This is a genomic window from Desulfosporosinus lacus DSM 15449 (assembly GCF_900129935.1).
Taxonomy (GTDB): domain Bacteria; phylum Bacillota; class Desulfitobacteriia; order Desulfitobacteriales; family Desulfitobacteriaceae; genus Desulfosporosinus; species Desulfosporosinus lacus.
Window position 1 is genome coordinate 47,909 of record NZ_FQXJ01000005.1, and the last position, 19,916, is coordinate 67,824.

Here is a 19,916-nt window from a genome sequence, read left to right on the forward strand (position 1 = left end):
CTTTCCTCTCCTTACCCTATTTAAGGAAGCGCCTTGAGAGGCGCTTCGCTAAATGTTATTCCTTATTCATTAACTAATTTCTTAAACTCTTCAGTTAGTAAGGGAACGACTTCAAATAGGTCGCCAACAATACCGTAATCCGCAACATTAAAGATGTTAGCTTCAGGGTCTTTGTTAATGGCTACAATGAATTTTGAGGATCCCATACCAGCCAAGTGCTGGATTGCTCCGGAAATTCCGCAAGCGATATAAAGAGTCGGGGCAACAGTTTTACCTGTTTGTCCAACTTGGAATTTGTGTTCTTTCCAACCAGAGTCTACTGCAGCGCGTGAAGCTCCGACAGCTGCACCGACTACATCAGCCAAATCTTCTAGAATGTTATAATTCTCAGGACCTTTCATGCCGCGTCCACCAGAAACAATGATGTTTGCCTCAGTAAGCTCTGGACGCTTAGAAGCAGCAATTGCTACTTCCTTAAGAATAGCCACTAAGTCAGCAGCATCGATCTCTGCTGCTTCTTTAACTACCTCAGCTTGACGAGCAGCATCTGGAGCTGCTACTGGGAAGGTATTAGGACGAATCGTAGCCATAATCGGACGAACATTTGAGGTGAGATGAGCAAATGCTTTACCTGCATAAATGGGGCGTTTGAAGGTTAAGAAGCTATTAGAATCCGCTTCCATACCTGTGCAGTCTGAAGCCAAGCCAACTCCAAGACGTTGGGCCAAACGTGGAGCCAAATCTTTACCGACGGCAGTATTTCCAATTAAAACAGCCTGAGGCTCTTCTTTTCGGATGAGCTTATTGAGCACGGAGGTATAAGCTCCTGTGGTATATTCAGCCAACTTTGCATCATCAATCAGTATTACTTTGTCTGCTCCGCTAGCGGCAACAGTCGCAGCAAGTTCGTCAATACCTTGTCCGAGCACAACTGCTACTACTGGCTCCCCTGTTGCATCAGCAATTTTACGAGCTTGGCTGAGAAGTTCTAATGAAACTTTACGAATTTGCAAGTTGCGTTGTTCGACAATAATCATAATCCCTTTAGCCATGTTAATTCCTCCCTTTACAGAACCTTAGCTTCTTCACGCAAGAGTTTTGCTAATTCATTTGCAGCTTGTGCCGCATCACCGGCAAGTTTTCGTCCACCTTGGCGAGGAGTAGGTAAACTGTATTCATTAATAATCATCTTTGGCGACAAATCTCCAGCGCTTAATCCAAGATCAGCAAGGGTTAAAGTTTGTAACGGTTTCTTTTTAGCCTTCATAATGCCTGCAACAGATGGATAGCGAGGTTCGTTCAACCCTTTTTGGGCAGTTATTACAGCTGGGAAACTAACTTCAATCGTCTCAGTTCCGCCATCAATTTCACGAGTTGCAGTTGCTTGTGTTCCAGCAACTTCGAGCTTAAGAACGCTACTGACCGAAGGAATACTTAATGCCTCTGCTAAACGAACTGCGATTTGGCTTGCACCATCATCAATAGCAATACGTCCAACTAAAATGACATCATATGGAACTTGAGCAATCGCTTTTGCCAAGATCTGAGCTCGACCATACTCATCAGTATTGTCTACTTCAGGATCGTTAACCAATATACCTTTATCTATTCCCATCGCCAATGCAGTGCGGATGGCTTCTTGTGCACGAGGACCTCCCATACTTACGACGGTCACTTCGCCACCAAACTTTTCCTTAAGCCTAATTCCTTCTTCAATGGCAAACTCATCGTAAGGGTTGATAATTAAATTAACCCCATTGGCATCGATTTTACCGTTACCATCTAATACGATTTTAGCCTCAGTATCAAATGTTTGTTTGATGAAAACGACAATATTCACACTGTTTCCCCCTTACTGCAACAAAATTAATACTTTCAGAATATGACTCTTGATAACAATGCATTAAAACTCACTGATACCTGTGATAGACGAGGTGACGAGCCTCACTCAAGATTACTTCGTCTCTGACTGATAAAGTCCTCCTCCATTAGACAACAACAATGAAATCTTTCATAACACCCCCCATAAATGCGTGAGAAGGAATTTATTTTCCAACACAAGTATTGTAGACTCTGACTAGACACAGGCTAAGCAGAGTTACCAGCAAAATCCCTGGATATAACTCACGAATATGATTTGTTTCACATATGCAATTAATAGATTAACAACAATACAACCATGACTTGAAGTTTATAGTAACAAAATGCACAATCTATAATGCTACCTTCTTCTCACAAAATAAGACTAGCATTGTGTGCTCAATAAGTCAATATGACCATAATTAAGAAATCTTATAGCGAATTTATTCATAAAATGAATTTTCAAATAAACTCACTCTAAGTCCTTATTATATACCACATTTTAACAAGTGTTGTCAGGATTGGTGATAACAAATATATTTGTCTTTTCAGATTATTCGACCAATACACGCCAAATCCTTCTTTGTCGACAACTATATTTTAAATAGATACATTATCAAATGTTATCGAAGCGGTTAATGGTTTATATCTATAAGGAGGAGTAAGTTTTTATGCTTACTCCTCCTCTTGTAAAGTTTTAAGTGGTTTTATGGGGTAACGTTTTTTGAATATTACGTTCTTTATGTGTGTCAAACTCCTGATAATGAGGATCTCTAACTGTGACTGATGCTTTTGCACGTGATACTTTTTTATGAGCTCCCATTACAATCCACCCTTTCCACTTATCAAGCGAAACTTGAAACTAGTTTTCCCGAATCAAACAATGCTATTCTAATCCGAATATGTAAATAATGTAAGATGGTTCAAATTCTTTTATTACAGACTTCAAGGAAGCTTCTCAAAAACTCTCTGCTGTCATGCTATAATAGTAAAAACAAATTCTAAAATAATGATTATGCGTAAGGAACTCTCAATTATGGCGGAGGGATAAAATGATCAATGAACAACAACTGGGAGACTTATTAGCCAATAAACTTTTTTCCGGTAAAATGACCCCTGACTTTATTCATTTTTGCCTTACCCATGGGCGAATTCGTCGTTATGCTTCCAAACAATATCTTTATTTCTCAGGGGATGAAGGAAACACTGTCTATTTCCTCATATCAGGCAGAATTCGGCTCTACCTAATGGGTGAGTACACTGAGAAAATAATTCGTGTCCTTAATCCTCCAGTTTTTTTTCCGGAGATAATACTTGACGGAAAACCCTATCCCCATGCTGCACTTTGCATAGAGGAGACAGAAGTATTAGCTATAGACCGGCAAACATTTATGCGATTTATGGAAAAAAATCCATCCTTACTCTGGATTTTTTACTGTGAACTTGCTCTGGATTTACGTCGTTCCTACAGACAAATTAGAAATCTGTCCCTGGGAGATGCGCGTTTACGCTTAGGTGCCAAACTTTTTGCTCTGGCTCATGTGCATGGTCAGCAAGCTAAGAATGGTGTAATAATTACTATTCCTCTTTCTGCGACAGAACTTGCGGGGATGTGCAGCCTTGCTCGAGAATCTGTTAGCCGTATTCTAGCAGAGTTGAAAGAAGCCACAATTATTGAGATTAAGAAAAAGAATATAACGGTTTTGGATATGGAAAATTTACGAATATGGATTCACGAGCGAGCTGCCCGATCTCGCTCTCTAGACTAAATCCGTTCTATTTTCAAGAAAATGGGTTAACCTCTCTTGAGCCAGTCCATTTTTAATATAATTTTGGATTGTTTCGAGGACCCAGGCAATTACTTCCTCATTAGTTGAGACTTGTCCGGCGAAGGATGCAAATCGAGGGTGTCGCCCTACTCTCCCGCCAATACGCAAATTCCAACCACTCTCACCTTTAGTTAATGTCCCTGAAGGGCAAAGGCTTTGACAATTCCCACAGGAAAGGCACCGATTATTATCTATGACGATTCCATTTTGTTCTAAGGTTATAGCACCTTCTAAGCAAGAACGAACACACGCGTTACATTCAGTACAGGGTGCCTCAGTAATTTGAGGAGTTACATATCCAGAAATTCCGAAGTCTTTTATATCAGGTTGAGAACAACCATTGGGACAACCTGCAATGCAAATTTTTGGAATATGGTGATGAAGTACTTGCCCAAATTTCCTTTCAAGTGTTTCCTGAATGTTTAACTCAGCTAGGTTCGTTCTCAAAGCTTCGAAAAGAGTATTCCAATTGCGAGCTAATTTCGGACAATTCGGACGACAGTGTTCTAGCTGAAATCCAGACTGTTTCATTTTTATTCCTCCCGAAATAATCTAAGGCTTGCCTTTATCTTTCTGAGGTAGTTTAGCAAATATACAATCATTTTGGTGTGGTTTTAATCACACAGTATTTTTTTGGTAAATATAAGAAAGATATCACTGTGGTAACCCGAAGATTTACCCTAGTGATATCTTTCTTATATTCTAACGTCATATATTAAATCGTTTTCAGTTAGTGTTAACTTTATTCGTTTAAATCCATTCTCTTCCCATTACAAATATAGACGATCTCTTCAGCGATATTTGTACAGTAATCTCCAAGTCGCTCTAAAAAACGACTGGCAAAGAGAAGGTAATTAGCTTGTGTCACCTTGTTAGGGTCTTCCATCATAATGGTCCTTAGTTCACCAAAAACTCCAGAGTAGATTTTATCAATTTCATCATCCATTAACGCCATTTCTGCTGCGGCACCACAATCTTCGTTGATATAGGCCTTCAATCCAATGTTAATCATCTCTTGCACCAAAGCACTCATGCGAGGGATGTCAACCAAGGGCTTTATCAATTCATCCTGACCTATTCTTATAGTTACCTTTGCAAGATCAACAGACAGATCACCCATTCGTTCAAGGTATATAGAAATTTTAAACCCAGCCACAAGCTTGCGTAAATCACGAGCAAAGGGTTGCTGTGTAGCTATAAGAAGAATACATTTTTCTTCAATTATTGCTTGCAAATCATTAAGGTCCAAATCCTTTACTACAATTGAGTTTGCTAATTCTAGATTTTGATTAATCAAAGAACTGACCGCAAGAGCTATTTGTTGGTTAACCAAGTTTCCCATTTCTAGAATATTGGCGCGCAATTCCTCTAATTCATGATCGAATTTCTGACGAGTCGGCATTTAGTATTCCTCCTCTCTTATTAAGTTCTTTATATTATACAACTGCTTCTAATTTAATTGGAACCCCTTACCCAAACCGCCCGGAAATATAATCTTCCGTTTTTTTCTTAGCTGGCCGGGTAAATAGGACACTCGTTACATCTTCTTCAATTAAATCACCGCTCAAGAAAAATGCAGTTCGATCTGAAACACGAGAGGCTTGATGCATATTATGTGTAACAATGATAATTGTATATTTGTCTTTTAACTCAGAAATAAGCTCTTCAATCTTCATGGTAGAGATGGGATCAAGCGCCGACGTCGGTTCATCCATTAACAAAATTTCAGGACCCACAGCCAATAGGCGTGCAATACAAAGCCGTTGTTGCTGACCGCCAGACAGACCCAGTGCAGATTCATGCAAGCGATCTTTAACTTCATTCCATAAGGCTGCATCCTTTAAACTTGTCTCAACTATTTCACTCAATTTTTTCTTGTCAGTTTCCCCATGAATACGCGGACCATAAGCAACATTTTCAAAAACTGACTTAGGAAAGGGATTAGGATTTTGAAAGACCATTCCTACCTTTTTTCTTAGTAAGACAACATCTGTACCGGTAGCATAAATATCCTGCCCATCAATCTTTACTTGACCCGTAATCTTCACACTGGGGATTAGATCCTGCATCCGATTGAGCGTGCGCAAAAAAGTGGATTTGCCACAGCCGGAGGGACCTATTAGAGCTGTCACACTTCTTTCCTTCATTGCTATGCCTATGTTATTTAAGGCCTGCTGATCGCCGTAAAAAAGGTCGAGTTTATTGACCACGATCTTATCCATATCAACTTCTCCTTATATCCATGTATAAAATGCTACATCTTGTTTTTTCCTAGCTGGCGGCGTTGTAACCAACGACTAGGCAGTGTCAAGCAAATATTAAAAACTATGACCATAATAATGAGCAGTGCGGCTGTCCCATCAGCAATTTGGTCAGCATTCGTTCCCGGCAATGGATTTGACTTAACGGCAAATAAGTGCACAGCTAATGTCTCTCCGGCTGCAAGAGGATTAACATCAAATGGTATTCGAGACACATTCATACCCGCTGTGAAGATCAATATTGCTGTTTCACCTAACGCCCTGCCGGCGACTAGGGTTATTCCTGTAATAAGTCCAGGCAGAGCAGTCGGCAGAATTACCTTACGTAAAGTCTGCCACATAGTAGCCCCTAAGGCTAAACTGGCTTCTCTGTAACTCCTGGGTACCGCGCGTAAAGATTCTTCAGTGACGCGCACTAAGATGGGTAAATTTAGTAGGGCCAGAGTTGCAGACCCTCCTAAGATGGTGAATCCTAAACCAAACATGTTTACAAATACGATCATGCCGAAAAGACCAAAGACTATAGATGGAACACTCGCTAAACTCTCTGTACTCAAACGAATCAGGTCTGTAAATTTGTTTTTCGGAGCATATTCAGCCATGTATATTCCGGCACCTAGCCCAACAGGCAGCGAGAGAACTAAGGAAAGAAACAAAATATAGAATGAATTAAACAGCTGACCCCTCACCCCATCTGGGCCATTAAAGAACTCACTCGTCAGATGAGGCAGACCTCGTCCTAAAATGAGAGTTAAAAAAGCAATCAGTATAGCTACAATAGATAATGCTCCTATCCAGAGCATAATAGTGGCAAAACGATCGGCTTGATGAGCTTTCAACGAGCTGCCCCCTTTCGTGAGGCTGTTCTGACAAGAATAATCATAATAAGGGCAATGACCAACAGAATAAATGCCATCATAAATAAACCATTATTCCACGTTGAACCGAAGGGGGTATTGCCCATTTCCATAACAATATTACTAGTTAACGTTGAGGTAGGACTGCCTAAAGAATCAGGGAATCGTGGAGAATTTCCAATAACCATTTGAACCGCCATCGTTTCTCCGATGGCCCGGGCCATCGCTAAAATAATCGCTGTTAATATTCCCGGGGATGCTGCTGGCACAAGAACTCTGCGTATAGTTTGCCAACGTGTTGCCCCTAAGGCTAACGAAGCTTCTTTATAAGTTCTCGGTAAAGAGCGTAAAGCATCTTCGGAAAGACTTATCACCGTTGGCAGAATCATGATAGCTAATACAATCCCAGCAGCCAACATACCGTAGCCGGTTGGGGAGTTGGTGAGTCTTCCAGTCAAACCTACGATGACGGTAATACCAACGTATCCATACACTACAGACGGAATCCCGGCAAACAGATCTGTGGCGGGACGCATGAAGGCGCGCACCCAAGGCGGAGCAATTTCAGCTAAAAATACAGCTCCAGCCAGCCCCAATGGACCTCCAAGCAGTATTGCAATTAATGTCGTTCCAATCGATCCAGCAATAAATGTCAGTGCTCCAAACTTTCCAGAGTCTGGACTCCATTTGCTGCTAGTGAAGAATTCAATGATGCTGACCTCACGAAATGTTGATAGGCCCTGCATACCTACAAACCAAATAATGCATAAGATGATTAATGACACCAAAACTGCACTGCTAATAAATAAATAACGTGATAAACGGTCATTATAATATACCCAGGACTTACGTTGAGGCAACCTGTTACACCTCCAATTTTTCATTTCTAGAAATTTAAACCTCGCTAATATTTGATCATATGTAATCAATTTAATTAGCTTATAATAAGTTTAACTTATGCGTGTAAATTATAAATTAAGAGAATGTAAAGTTCAGGTTAACATTTTTAAGATGAGCATACAGAATTGGGAGCAAGAGATATCTTGCTCCCAATTCATAGCGATGTTATTTCATCGAGTTGTATCTTATTTTTTCATCTTACTAACGGGGATAAATCCTGTCTTCTCAACATTCTTATCTTGGAATTCAGCACTCATAACATAGTCTAAGAAGGCTTTTACAGTTCCAGTAGGCTCTCCTTTTGTGTACATATGTTCATAGGAGTAGATAGGATACTGTCCACTAATTACAGTCTCTGGGCTATACGCAACTCCATCAAACTTTAGCGCCTTGACAGTGTCTTTCAAGTAAGCTGCATCAATATAGCCAATAGCTCCCGCAGTTTGGGCGACACCAGTGAGTAGATTACCTGTTGAATCTTGAGCCGCGGCAGCGTCAGTCATCTTTTTACCGTCCATTACAATCTTCTCAACATTTAAGCGGGTTCCAGAAGATGCAGCCCGGCCAATAATGGATATTTTGAGGTCTTGACCGCCAACATCTTTCCAGTTAGTTATTTTTCCGGTAAATATATCTGCTGCTTGAGCTTTAGTTAAGTTATCAACTTTGACATCTTTATTAACAATTAGTAAGAAAGGAGCTACGCATACTTGGTGATCAACTAATCCTGCACTTTTTAGTTCTTCTGGGCTGACGACGTCAGAGTTACCAATCTCAATAGAGCCGCTGGCAACATTATTTAGGCCTGTCATAGAACCACCACCGCTCAGGTTCACTTGCACACCAGAATTTTTAGCCATGAACTCATCGGCAGCTAATTTGACAAGGGGTTGCAATGCAGTTGATCCTGCAGCAGAAATAGTTTTCTTGTCAATGGATGTGGCGCTTGGCGCAGGTGTTGTAGTTGTTGGAGCTGCAGTTTGACCACATCCGACCAGTGCCAGTAAAGCGATTAAAGCGGTACTTACGAGAGCAATTCGCGATTTAGATTTAAACAATTTTGTTTCCTCCTTAAATTTTCTTAAGTACAGATTGATTATACTGGACGATTGTAAAGTATTAATGAAATCAATGTAAAGTTTGAGTTAAATTTCAGTTCTTAGGTCGATGTGTAAAAGTATAACCGACTCCTCGTACGGAATCGAGAACCGGGCCTAAGGGCTTCAATTTATTTCGCAAATGACTAATATGAACATCAAGTGCTCTGGTGCCTGTGCTGGAAAGATTGCCCCAGACCTTTTGGATCAGATATTCTCGACTGAATACTTGGTAAGGATTTGTTACGAATAGAACTAGCAATTCAAATTCCTTCACTGTTAAGTTTAGGGGTTGTTCTGCTAAGAAAACACTGTAGCTTTCTTTGGTTATCTTCAACTCTCCCCATTTCAGCGGACTGTCATTGGTATTAGTTATACGATGAACTTCTCTGAGTCTAGCCTTTATTCTCGCAGACAATTCTCTAGGATTAAAAGGCTTAGATAAATAGTCATCGGCGCCTAGCTCAAGTCCGATTATTTTGTCTGTCACGTCGTCGCTGGCGCTTAGAATTATTATCGGAATAGTATTGGTATCCTTCTGTGAGCGCAATCTTTTAGTTACATCAAATCCATTAAGCAGTGGTAACGTTAAATCAATGATAATAAGATCAGGTTTATCCTTCCTGGCAAGTTCTAACCCTTGTTCCCCATCCGATGCTTTAATAACTAAAAAGCCATCTTTTTCCAAGCTAGTCCGCAGGATTTCTTGTATCTGGTGTTCGTCCTCAATAACTAGAATACTCGCCATAATAAAACTCCCCTCAATAAGGCCCCCCCTTTACTTTTATGAATTACGTTTTTTAAGCACCTTCATTTTAATTTACTAATGTAAAGTCTTAATGAACTGAAAGTAAATTTACTGTTAAATTTTAGTATCCTTGTACAATCAAACTTTTTTCAACAAATTATCAGGTCCTTTTTAGCTTCTAATAATATTTCAAAGATAGCCTCTGCAGTTCTTTCGGCAGACTGCCCTTTTAAAGATGAAGCTGCTTTTTCTCGCATTTCAGCAATTTCCTTAGGATTTGTTAAATAACCTTTTAAAAGACGATATAGATCTTGTTCAGTATTTGCTACGTTTCCAGCGCCTAAACGAAGAAGAAAATCAGCATTTGCTTCCTCCTGACCTGGAATAGCTTTGTAGATTACAAGCGGCAAGTGTTTGGTTAGAGCCTCGGAAACTGTTAACCCTCCGGCTTTTGTAATGATCAAAGTTGAAATCGACATGAGTTCTTCTATATTATGAACGTACCCTAGCCGTATCATGGGATTAGGGGACTGTTCAATCACCTCTCCTAACGAATCATATAGCTTGTCATTTTTCCCACAAACAATAATCGACTGAACAGGAACGAGAGAATTTGCTAGTCTATGGCAAATTCTTTTTGTACTTTTAAGACTCTCATACGCTCCTCCCATGACTAAAAAAATGGGAACATGGGGATTTAATCCCAGCTCAGAAATAATGTACTCTCGATCCATTTGCGATTCAAATTTCGGGCTGACCGGGATCCCCGTTACAAGTATAGACCTCTCTCTGATTCCCAAGGAAACTAAACTCTCCTTTACCTCCTCACAAGCCACCATATATCGATCAACACCCGGATGGACCCAGTGACTGTGAACAGTATAATCGGTAATCACTGTGATTACCGGAACCTGAAGGATTTGTTCCAGTCTCAACTGGGCCAGAATCGAAGACACAGTTGGATAGGTACAAACAATCAGATCTGGAGCAAAGGCCTGAATGTAGTTAACAAAATCCTTTCGTCCCAATTGCTTAAGAAATCGTTGAATCATCGAATCAGGATGAAACTTAGCAGTCTTATCATAAAATTTCCCCCAGAGTTTAGGGGTATGTTTAATCATTTCCATGTAAACGTTTTTAGCCATGGTGTTAAACCGCTTACTAAGAAAATCGCCAAAATCTAAATGGATTATCTTTGCTGAAGGTGCCTTGATCTGAATACCTTCAATCACAGCTTCAGCTGCTCGAAAATGTCCGTTTCCAAATCCTGCAGAAAATACGAGAACCCTTATCTGCCTCAATTCTATTCCTCCCTCCTAACAGCCTTTTTACTGCAATAATTATAGGAAGTCACAAAAAGCTCGAATAAATCTAATTTGCTGGAATGTTAAGTGTAAATTCTTTGACTAACAAAATCCAAAAAACCTGCAGAAGTGGCAATTGTCAAAGGAATTAAAGTTTCCGACGCTTTTATATAGCTCTCTTCAGAGCATCCTTCCTTTATTGATACCAGAGAGTATAAAGGTCCGGAAACATGAGCATTATGATCAATCCATTGAGCTGGATGTTGAAACGGTAGATACGTACCCTTTATAACAGGAAATTTATCCCAGTTTTCGGTGGCCCATGTTTCAAATTCTTTATGACCGTCGAACAAAATCCCCAACGAATGATGAGGTACACACATATCTTGTATTAGGTGTAACGCTGCTCCCAAGAAAAACATCCCTTTATCAAGGTTCTTGGGAAAAAGGCTAAAAGCCTTGTTGAAATAGTATTGGCACTCAGCGGTTGCGCCCGGCCAGCCGATGATTCCCTGCTTGTCAGGATGGCTGTAAAAATGATTAACGTTTTTCCAACCGCGATCAGCCCAGTATAAGCCCTTGGTGAGCGCGGAGTGATAAGTATTGAATAATGTGGCTGCATCCTCTTTCCCATCCTGCTTCAATACAATATAGGCCTGTTTTAGACAATGAACATGGGTTACACCTGGAGTGTCAAGAAAATATTGCAAGGGACCTGCCGAAGCAAGAAGTATCTTCGTCATCTTACTGAGTGTTTGACCAATAATCCTTTCATACATAATCAAGTCACACCTCTCCTTTGTTCTTATAGATAATTTTAAGGCATAACTGTAAAGAATGTATTATTTCTATGTTAAATAAAGACTAATTTCTGTTAAGTTTAAGTTATTTTAAATTATTTCTTACTAGAATTACTTATTATAGATAAATACAAGAAGATTAAGCTCCTGTAACTGAAATAAAGTAAATAATTTCGCCTACAGAAGGCAAATTTAACAATAAATTAATATTCAATTCATCAAAACTTTACACTAAGACATTATTATTTAATAAGGATCTTTAATGGGAAGAGTCGACTAGAGGCGATGTTTGATCTGAAAAGGAGTTTTCAAATGTTTAAGTCGCTAGATATAAGCCAACGAAAATTATACCGTCTACTAAGGGATGACAAAACAGTCTGGGTTTTATATCTTGACATTGTTAAATTTCAGGAGGTGGAATTTCGGTACGGCTACAAAATTTGCAGACAAATCCTAGAAGAAATTGAAAATGAAATAAGTTATACGATTAAGCAGCAACGTAATCTCTACCTGTTTTCTCATTTTGAAAGCAGAGGTGGGGACGACTTCGTTGTTTATTTCGTACCCGGAAAAAAAATACATTGGAATATAACGGAAGCCATCGAAAAATGGGTTATTCCTCTGGAAGAAAGGTTTAACCACAGAATAAGGAAACTGGTTAGCGAGAAAATCAATCTTCGTTCGGGAATCGCCCAGTGTATCAACGAAGCCGGCCGAAGCCCGGATTATTTACTGTATGCGGCTGTGAAAGAGGCTTTCCTTCTAAATAAATCGGAACCTGATCCAAATTTTTTTGCTCGTCGCCAAGAGATTACCTATTTAATTGAAGAACCCGAAAAATACTTGAAGGCCGCTTTTCAACCAATCATTGAAGCTCGAAGCGGAGAAGTGTTTGGGTTTGAAGCATTGGCTCGTATTCCAAGTTCTACTTGTTTTAACAATATTGCTGATCTCTTCCCATTTGCCGAAAAGATTGGGCAGCTCTATCCAATCGAAACACTTTGCCGGCGTCAAGCCATTACTTCCTACCCTTCAATATCCCATAATAAAGAAAGACTTTTCCTTAACATTAACCCTCTTGTCCTAATTGACCCTGAGTTTGCCTCTGGTCATACCAGAAAACTCCTCAGTGAACAAGGGTTAACTCCTTCAGATGTTGTACTGGAAATTACCGAACGAAGTGCTATAGAAGATTTTTCCACATTCCGAGATGCCTTAGATCATTATCGTAAGCAGGGGTACTTAATCGCTTTAGATGATGTTGGGGCTGGCTACTCTTCCCTGCAGTCCGTTGCTGAATTGCATCCTGATTTTCTTAAAGTTGACCGATCTTTAATAAAAGGAGTTAATGCTGATCCTATCAAATGGGCCTTACTAGAAACGTTTGTTACCTTTTCTAAGCGTATAGGATGCCGCATCATTGCCGAAGGGGTTGAAACTGCAGAAGAAATGCGCACGGTAGTCCAATTGGGGGTGGATTACATACAGGGATTCTTTATTGCCAGACCCTCCTTTGAACGAAAGTGCATTAATCCGGCAGTTAAAGAGCTTTTAGATGTCAAACACCGGCTCAAATCTGCAGAACAAAACTCGATTCTTTCTATGGTAGAACCCTTACCCCTCTTCAATACTCATACTCTGGTTAATGCTGTAGAAACTTATTTCCGTGATCATCCACATCAATGGTTAGTAGGCATAACTGAGGACTCCCGTTTAGTCGGTGTAATGCAACGAGACAGACTATTTTCAGCCCTAGGTACTCGTTATGGTGTCACACTTTATTCTGAACGCACTATTCCAATTCTAATGGACACAAATCCACTCATAGTTGAAGACACCACTCCTTTGGAAGTGGTGTCTAGTTTAGCTATGCAACGTTCTGGTTCTCAGCTCTATGATGGTATTATTATCGCAAATCAACGCAAGCCCATCGGGTTGGTCTCAGTGGCAAATTTAATTAAAACCATGGCTGAGAGACAGATCCAAATTGCCCGAGGTGCTAACCCACTAACCGGGTTGCCTGGCAACCTCCTCATTGACCAAGAAATTCGACAGCATTTAGAACGCAGATCGACCTTTGGTCTAATATATGTTGATCTTAACAAATTCAAATATTATAACGACTTATTCGGTTTCCAACAAGGAGATGTAGCTATTAAGATGTTAAGCGAGGTTTTACTGAATGCATCCAACAATTCTGCTCAGGAAACTTTTGTTGGTCACATTGGCGGCGACGATTTTATAATCATCTCCTCATCTTTAGAACTGGAAAAATTAGCAGTTAATATACTCTTCCAATTCGAACAATCATGTAAGCAGTTAACCGGAACAGAAAGCTTAAGCGTTGCTCTGGCAGGCCTCATCATAAACACCGCAGAGCAGAATTGGACACCTTTGCTCGTTTCCGAGCGGGCTGCCCAGATCAAGAAAGAAGTTAAGGCAATTGGAGGCAACTCTTATTTAGTTAGATAGGGGGAGTAAATGTAATGAAGTGGTTCAATAACTGGAAAACATTTTATAAAATCAATGCTTTAGTCCTTGTCATGGTAGTATTCATGCTTGGTTTAAGTTTTATGGGGTATTACTATTATCGACAAGCCAAAGTGGCTATGAACGATATCTATTCAAATTCCCTGATTTCAGTGAAATTGATCAATGAGGCTAATGCTAATGTCCGAATGATCCGCAGTGTCAACGCAGAACTCCTTTTGGCCCCTCTTGACTCTTCTCAGAAACAAAACTTGCTTATTCAGACAACTGTATTGCAAGGCTTGATCAATGAGTCCCTGGACAACTATACTTCCCATGCCATTGAGCCCTTTGAAGTTGCAAAACTGACAAAAGTAAGAGAAGAACTGCAAAAATACAGTAATGAATGGCAGCAGGTAGTTCTTCTTATAGATAGCAATGACAAGGACGCAGCCTACGCCTATTTTTCTGTTAACGTTACCAAAATTCTAGAGGAAATAAACACCCTGCTTCCCGAACTTGTAGATTTCAGCGCCCAGAAAGCCCAAAGTACCATCGCCCGCGAAAATCTTAATTTTATCCGTGCCGAGAAAGTTTTATTTACCTTCCCTCTTGCCGCCGCAGTACTGGCTGTAACCATCGGGGCCCTGGTAGCTCGTGCCATTTCCAAACCTTTGCAAATAATGCTGGCAAATGTTCGTGAGCTGGCTGCAGGAAATCTAACAGTAACCCGGATCAATACTGAATCCAAGGACGAAGCCGGACAATTAGCACAGGCTTTTAATCAGATGACAATAAATCTGTCAACTTTGGTAAGAAGAGTTTCGAAGTCCTCCGAACAAGTAACCTCCTCTGCCAACCAGCTCTTGACTATTACAGAACAGGGGTCGAAGGCCTCCGGCCAAATCTCCCTGTCCGTCTCAGAGGTGGCATGTGGCACGGAAAGACAAGCTGGCGCAGTCAGCGAGACTGTGGCAGCTCTAGAACAAATAAACGCTAACATTCAAATAGTAGCAGAGGCAGGTCAGCGCGTCACAGCTCTGACAACAAAAACGGCTATTGCTACGAAAGATGGGCAAATGGCTCTCACCCAGGCCGTTAAACAAATGGACAACGTCAGTGAAGGAACTCAAGTTGTTAAAAATGCTATTACTTTACTGGCTGATAGCTCTGAACAAATAGCAAACATTGCTCACTTAATAACCAGTATCACCGAACAAACCAACCTTCTAGCCTTAAACGCCGCCATTGAAGCTGCCCGGGCTGGTGAACACGGACGCGGTTTTTCCGTAGTAGCTGAAGAGGTTCGAAAGTTGGCTGAAAAGGCTAAAGCAGCAACTGGACAAATCTCAGATTTGGTTGTTGTTAACCGGGAAAACATCTCCCATGCTACTGTTGCAATGAATGCTGAAGAGATTTACGTCAATGATGGTATTGAAGCGGTAAATAAAGTAGGTTACGGCCTCAATGATATCTTGAAAATGGTTGATGAAGTGTCTGAACAAATTGGCGGAGTCTCCTCTTCCATACAGCAAATGGCGGCAGGAAGTCAACAGATCGTTTCAGGGGTTCAAGATATCGGCGCAGTTAGTCAGAGTACAGCTGGACAGGCGGCAAATGTATCTTCAGCAATTGACGAATTCACTGCTTCTATCGATGAGATAAACCTTTCTTGTCATAGTCTGTCAAACTTTGCTCAGGACTTACAAAATGGGGTTAGCAAATTTAGGATTTAAAGCGTGTTTTACAATCGTCTCAGCCTGCAATAAAGATGGCTCCCGCATCAAGCAGGAGCCATCTTTTCACAAAACTAATTAGGCATATTGGTAGTGATAACCTTCCTTAATCAACATTTTTTTAACTTTAGTCAACTCCGTTGGGTCAAAGAAATGTACCTCTTTACCGTTGCGACTAGTCCAAATCTGCGGAGATAAATGCCCTTCCTTAATAAGCTTTTTAAATTTAAAACTTGAAACCTCCAGATAGTATGTAGCTTCTTTGGAATTTAATAAGGAATATTTATATTGCTGGGTCATTGATCTAGCCTCCTTTTTAATACAGACAGGCGTTAAAACCTCAAGAAATAAATCTTATAGGAGCCGACGCAAAGTATTAATAGGATTCCGTCGCAAAAACGTTAGGATGAGATTTCTTCGATACTTTTGTTAGGGTATTGATAATACAAGGCTTGCTGTTAATTAACCTATTTTATAGGTACCTCCTCTTTTCTATATATATTAACACTATTAAATATATACTTTCATTGTAAAGTTTTGCTTAACGAACTTTTAGGTTTAGGTTAAAAATATAAACTCGCGATAGAATTTTAGCAACAAAGTTAAAATTCTATCGCGAGTCAGACCCATGTCCATATGATATTATCGCTCAATAGTCTGATCAAAACTCATAGCTGACCTGATAGTGTTTTTTGAATTACGCTGATACCGCTGCCAGAGGAACACAATTATCAATACCGAAATACCCACCGTATCTGTTATCAATCCCGGCTTAATCAATCCAAGGGCTGCTGCAAACAAGAATAGTCTTTGGATAACATTCGTTGTTCTTAGCATATATCCCTGTACCGCACAGGCTAGCGTAATAATCCCAATACTTGCCGTTACAGCCGCCAACAGAATCTCACCCAGACTTCCCTGGGCAATTAAGGCGGGGGAATAAATCCATATAAAGGGGATTAGAAATCCAGCGGATGCCAGACGAGCTGCTGCCCACCCCGTTCGACTTGGACTGGCTCCGGCAATCCCGGCTCCTGTAAAGGCAGCCAAGGCTACAGGGGGGGTAACATTTGAGATGTTGCCAAAGTAGAATACGAACAGGTGAGCAGCCAACGGAGCGATCCCCAATTTCAGGAGAGCCGGGGCAGCTATAGTCGCTCCCACAATGTAAACCGCAGTGGTCGGCATTCCCATGCCCAGGATGATGGCGGTAATCATCGTCAAGACTAAGGTTGCAAACAAGTTCCCGTGAGCAAAGGCAATCATATTGTCTCCCAGGGTTATGCCCAGGCTCGTCAGTGAGGATACTCCGACGATAAACCCGACGACCGCTGTGGCTATTGCTACACCCACACTCCCTTTTGCCCCCATTTCCAAGGCCATTAGAAGTCCTCGCCAACTCATTCGTGTCGTTTTCCGCAAGAAGCTGGCCCCAATGGCTGTCAAAATCCCGTAAAAGGCTGCAAAGGTTGGGGTTACCCCTTTCATCAGCAGGTAAACAATCGCTATCAGGGGCAATATGAGATGACCCCGCTCTTTCATGACCACTCCCATAATGGGTAATTTGTCACGGGACACGCCCACTAATCCCGTCTTAACGGCTTCTAGATGCACCATGGTAAAGACCGCTAAGTAATAGAGAAACGCCGGTATTAACGCTGCCAGCATTATGTCCTTATAAGGGATATTTAAGAATTCTGCCATGATAAACGCCGCTGCTCCCATGACTGGAGGCATTAACTGACCGCCGGTGGAAGCGACGGCTTCCACCGCCCCCGCAAAGTGAGGCTTATAGCCAATGTTTTTCATCAAGGGGATGGTAAAGGCACCGGTTGTCGCTACGTTAGCCACCGCGCTGCCACTGATGGTTCCCATAATTCCACTTGCAAATACGGCAACCTTGGCTGGCCCGCCCGGTGAGGTTCCCGCCATGGCCATTGACGCATCATTAATCAATTTGGCCATGCCCGTTTCCCCAAGGAAAGCACCAAATAATACAAAGAGAAAAATAAACGTGGCTGAAACACCGAGTGCGACACCGAAGATCCCTTCTGAACCCAGATACATATGGGCAATAATCCGATTCAGGCTGAAACCACTGTGCCCAAAGGTCCCCGGGATGTATTCTCCGAAGTAGGCATAGAGGAGAAACAGTACGCCAAGGATCGGCAACTCTTTGCCAAGGGCCCGGCGTCCCGCCTCTAAGACTACCACGATGCCTAACGCACCCATGATGTAATCCCGGGTTATCGGCAGACCTCCACGCATGGCTAATGACTCATTGGCGAAGACCATGTAGAGACCCGTTACCATACTAAGCGCGACCATTGCCCAGTCCATAATGCCCGGTTTGTTGCGCATCCCTTTCCTGTGGGCAGGATACAGCAGAAAGATCAGCACCATGACAAAGGTTAGGTGAACAGAGCGCAACTTAATGGCCTCCAGCGCCCCAAAACCCGCTACCCACAAATGAAATAGAGAAAATGAAACAGCGATTGCTGAGACTAATAACGCAAGCTTTGTCCGGGGCATAAACTTCCGGAATTGAGATTCCTTATCGTACTTTTCCAAGAATTCTTGGACGACTTCCTCTGAGGCAATTCCATCCGCTGATAATCTCTCAACTTGGTTATCGTCACTTGTTCCTTGCCGGTCCTTCATGTCTGGTTCACCACCTCCTTACTTCATGACCCCAACTTCTTTGAAGTATTTAATGGAACCAGGATGCAAGGGCAGAGGACCCATCCCTTTATTGGAATCTTCTTTCTTAATGTTCTTAGTGATGGAGTGGGCATTCAACAGATCCGGCAGGTTTTCATAAATCCCTTTCGTAAGGTCATAGATTAATTCTTCGCTCAGATCAGCTCGAGTCAGTAATAAATTAGCTAAAGCCACCGTGTGTACCTCTTCATCCTGTCCCTTGTAGGTTCCCTTGGGAATGACCACCTCATAGTAGAAGGGATATTGGGTGACAATCTCTTTTATCATCTCCGGTTCAAGGGAAATCAGCTTAATGTCAATCGAGTTAGAGACATCCATAATCGCCGCTAAGGGCATGGCACCGGAGAAGTTAGCCGCATCGACTTGCTTATTTTTTAACAATTCGCTCGCCTCAGTAAATCCAACGTAATCTGCTTTCACATTGCTCTTATCAGTCTCCCAAAAATTGAGCCCATAGGCCCCCAAGACTTCTTTAGAGTTGGTTACCGTTCCGCTTCCCGTTGCCCCTGGAGCAAATCTCTTGCCTTCGAGATCCTTGAGCGAGTTGATTCCGGAATCCTTACGTACGACAATTTGAGTCACATTAGGATATAAGAAGGTCATACCGCGCAGATCCTTGTTGGCCCGTCCCTTGAATGTATCCTGACCTTCATAAGCGTACACAGCCACATTGGCCATGGTAAAAGCTACTTCGGCTTCCTTTTGTTGCAAGAAATTCATATTAGCAGCGCTTGCCTCAGTTGACTGAGCTGAAGCTTTAACGCCCGGAACCTTGTCCGACCAAATTTTAGCCATGGCATTTCCTATTGGGTAATAAGCACCCGAAGTCGTCCCCGTAGCAATGTTCACTTTTTGAATCTTCTCGGTCGTCTGACCATCGCCGGTGGAACTGGTGCTTCCACACCCCGTCAGAGCCAGAGTTATAATAATAACCATTATTAACGCCAATTTTTTGTGCATTTTAGATTCGCCCTCCTCCTATAATTTTTCCCTCTTAAACTTTGGATAAGTAAACCTAGCTTTTATCAACCCCTTTATTGTTATTTATTTTCTGATTACACCGAAATACGGTATTATTCATTGACACAATTGCAATGTGCGTTCCGATTATTGGTACCATGTTCCTAAGTAAAATTATAACATAATATCCTTTTCAAGGTCTACCTATTTAACATAACTTTCAAAATATTCATTATATTGAAGACGAACCTCGCCCTCACCTTTATGTTGTTGAAGGTTTGTTCAAGATTTATGCAGCGTCAAGAAATTCACATCGATATAGTGAAACCTTTTCATAAAACTTTTCTATAAAATCGAAAATCCTACCATCTAGG

General features: G+C 41.4%; 17 protein-coding genes. 3 read left to right on the forward strand and 14 right to left on the reverse strand.

The features are described 5' to 3' along the window. Positions 1 to 62: 62 nt before the first annotated feature. Positions 63 to 1,052 carry an electron transfer flavoprotein subunit alpha/FixB family protein gene (locus BUB11_RS07195; protein ID WP_073028973.1) on the reverse strand — a complete coding sequence of 330 codons (990 nt, stop codon included), beginning with the start codon at positions 1,050 to 1,052 and terminating at the stop codon, positions 63 to 65. 14 nt (positions 1,053 to 1,066) lie between these two features. Next, positions 1,067 to 1,840 (reverse strand): electron transfer flavoprotein subunit beta/FixA family protein, encoded by a 774-nt coding sequence (locus tag BUB11_RS07200; protein WP_073028975.1) that lies wholly within the window; start codon positions 1,838 to 1,840, stop codon positions 1,067 to 1,069. Positions 1,841 to 2,912: 1,072 nt separating this feature from the next. Between BUB11_RS07200 and BUB11_RS07205 the strand changes: the two genes are divergently transcribed. Continuing rightward, positions 2,913 to 3,629 carry a Crp/Fnr family transcriptional regulator gene (locus BUB11_RS07205; protein WP_084110201.1) on the forward strand — a complete coding sequence of 239 codons (717 nt, stop codon included), beginning with the start codon at positions 2,913 to 2,915 and terminating at the stop codon, positions 3,627 to 3,629. On the opposite strand, the gene BUB11_RS07210 is transcribed toward BUB11_RS07205, so the two are convergent. The 9 genes from BUB11_RS07210 to BUB11_RS07250 form a co-directional block, all read right to left on the reverse strand. Continuing rightward, positions 3,621 to 4,220 (reverse strand): 4Fe-4S dicluster domain-containing protein, encoded by a 600-nt coding sequence (locus BUB11_RS07210; protein ID WP_073028976.1) that lies wholly within the window; start codon positions 4,218 to 4,220, stop codon positions 3,621 to 3,623. The two genes, BUB11_RS07205 and BUB11_RS07210, sit on opposite strands and share 9 nt — an antisense overlap. 211 nt (positions 4,221 to 4,431) lie before the next feature. Next, entirely contained in the window at positions 4,432 to 5,091 is a 660-nt protein-coding gene (gene phoU, locus BUB11_RS07215; protein ID WP_073028978.1) for a phosphate signaling complex protein PhoU, read from the reverse strand. Positions 5,092 to 5,158: 67 nt separating this feature from the next. Beyond that, positions 5,159 to 5,911: a phosphate ABC transporter ATP-binding protein PstB gene (gene pstB, locus BUB11_RS07220; RefSeq protein ID WP_073028980.1), complete on the reverse strand. Its 753-nt coding sequence runs from the start codon at positions 5,909 to 5,911 to the stop codon at positions 5,159 to 5,161. A 32-nt stretch (positions 5,912 to 5,943) separates the two neighbouring features. Continuing rightward, positions 5,944 to 6,789 carry a phosphate ABC transporter permease PstA gene (gene pstA, locus BUB11_RS07225; RefSeq protein WP_200797884.1) on the reverse strand — a complete coding sequence of 282 codons (846 nt, stop codon included), beginning with the start codon at positions 6,787 to 6,789 and terminating at the stop codon, positions 5,944 to 5,946. Then, positions 6,786 to 7,667: a phosphate ABC transporter permease subunit PstC gene (gene pstC / locus BUB11_RS07230; RefSeq protein ID WP_143187574.1), complete on the reverse strand. Its 882-nt coding sequence runs from the start codon at positions 7,665 to 7,667 to the stop codon at positions 6,786 to 6,788. Before pstC ends, pstA begins: the two co-directional genes overlap by 4 nt. Before the next feature lie 225 nt (positions 7,668 to 7,892). Beyond that, positions 7,893 to 8,765 carry a phosphate ABC transporter substrate-binding protein gene (locus tag BUB11_RS07235; protein WP_073028983.1) on the reverse strand — a complete coding sequence of 291 codons (873 nt, stop codon included), beginning with the start codon at positions 8,763 to 8,765 and terminating at the stop codon, positions 7,893 to 7,895. 94 nt (positions 8,766 to 8,859) lie between these two features. Further along, the gene (locus BUB11_RS07240; RefSeq protein ID WP_073028985.1) at positions 8,860 to 9,552 is read right to left on the reverse strand and encodes a response regulator transcription factor; all 693 of its coding nucleotides are present in this window, start codon (positions 9,550 to 9,552) and stop codon (positions 8,860 to 8,862) included. A 149-nt stretch (positions 9,553 to 9,701) separates the two neighbouring features. Beyond that, positions 9,702 to 10,853, reverse strand: a complete 1,152-nt coding sequence (locus BUB11_RS07245; RefSeq protein WP_073028987.1) for an MGDG synthase family glycosyltransferase — start codon at positions 10,851 to 10,853, stop codon at positions 9,702 to 9,704. Between the two features lie 86 nt (positions 10,854 to 10,939). Beyond that, complete coding sequence (locus BUB11_RS07250; protein WP_073029401.1) at positions 10,940 to 11,635, reverse strand: zinc dependent phospholipase C family protein; 696 nt, start codon at positions 11,633 to 11,635, stop codon at positions 10,940 to 10,942. Between the two features lie 333 nt (positions 11,636 to 11,968). On the opposite strand from BUB11_RS07250, the gene BUB11_RS07255 reads away from it, so the two are divergent. Then, positions 11,969 to 14,128, forward strand: coding sequence for a GGDEF domain-containing protein (locus BUB11_RS07255; RefSeq protein ID WP_073028988.1), 2,160 nt, complete (start codon positions 11,969 to 11,971; stop codon positions 14,126 to 14,128). A 14-nt stretch (positions 14,129 to 14,142) separates the two neighbouring features. Continuing rightward, positions 14,143 to 15,861, forward strand: coding sequence for a methyl-accepting chemotaxis protein (locus tag BUB11_RS07260; RefSeq protein WP_073028990.1), 1,719 nt, complete (start codon positions 14,143 to 14,145; stop codon positions 15,859 to 15,861). Positions 15,862 to 15,939: 78 nt separating this feature from the next. On the opposite strand, the gene BUB11_RS07265 is transcribed toward BUB11_RS07260, so the two are convergent. The 3 genes from BUB11_RS07265 to BUB11_RS07275 form a co-directional block, all read right to left on the reverse strand. Beyond that, positions 15,940 to 16,161 (reverse strand): hypothetical protein, encoded by a 222-nt coding sequence (locus BUB11_RS07265; RefSeq protein ID WP_073028992.1) that lies wholly within the window; start codon positions 16,159 to 16,161, stop codon positions 15,940 to 15,942. Positions 16,162 to 16,503: 342 nt separating this feature from the next. Then, positions 16,504 to 18,522, reverse strand: coding sequence for a TRAP transporter permease (locus tag BUB11_RS07270; RefSeq protein ID WP_073028993.1), 2,019 nt, complete (start codon positions 18,520 to 18,522; stop codon positions 16,504 to 16,506). 18 nt (positions 18,523 to 18,540) lie between these two features. Next, positions 18,541 to 19,542, reverse strand: coding sequence for a TAXI family TRAP transporter solute-binding subunit (locus tag BUB11_RS07275; RefSeq protein ID WP_073028995.1), 1,002 nt, complete (start codon positions 19,540 to 19,542; stop codon positions 18,541 to 18,543). Positions 19,543 to 19,916: the final 374 nt, after the last annotated feature.

Bases quoted from the DNA above. Each gene is read 5' to 3' on its own strand.
- BUB11_RS07195 (WP_073028973.1), bottom strand. From the start codon at position 1,052: ATGGCTAAAGGGATTATGATTATTGTCGAACAACGCAACTTGCAAATT.
- BUB11_RS07205 (WP_084110201.1), top strand. From the start codon at position 2,913: ATGATCAATGAACAACAACTGGGAGACTTATTAGCCAATAAACTTTTT.
- BUB11_RS07210 (WP_073028976.1), bottom strand. From the start codon at position 4,220: ATGAAACAGTCTGGATTTCAGCTAGAACACTGTCGTCCGAATTGTCCG.
- phoU (WP_073028978.1), bottom strand. From the start codon at position 5,091: ATGCCGACTCGTCAGAAATTCGATCATGAATTAGAGGAATTGCGCGCC.
- pstB (WP_073028980.1), bottom strand. From the start codon at position 5,911: ATGGATAAGATCGTGGTCAATAAACTCGACCTTTTTTACGGCGATCAG.
- BUB11_RS07240 (WP_073028985.1), bottom strand. From the start codon at position 9,552: ATGGCGAGTATTCTAGTTATTGAGGACGAACACCAGATACAAGAAATC.
- BUB11_RS07250 (WP_073029401.1), bottom strand. From the start codon at position 11,635: ATGTATGAAAGGATTATTGGTCAAACACTCAGTAAGATGACGAAGATA.
- BUB11_RS07255 (WP_073028988.1), top strand. From the start codon at position 11,969: ATGTTTAAGTCGCTAGATATAAGCCAACGAAAATTATACCGTCTACTA.
- BUB11_RS07260 (WP_073028990.1), top strand. From the start codon at position 14,143: ATGAAGTGGTTCAATAACTGGAAAACATTTTATAAAATCAATGCTTTA.
- BUB11_RS07265 (WP_073028992.1), bottom strand. From the start codon at position 16,161: ATGACCCAGCAATATAAATATTCCTTATTAAATTCCAAAGAAGCTACA.
- BUB11_RS07270 (WP_073028993.1), bottom strand. From the start codon at position 18,522: ATGAAGGACCGGCAAGGAACAAGTGACGATAACCAAGTTGAGAGATTA.
- BUB11_RS07275 (WP_073028995.1), bottom strand. From the start codon at position 19,542: ATGCACAAAAAATTGGCGTTAATAATGGTTATTATTATAACTCTGGCT.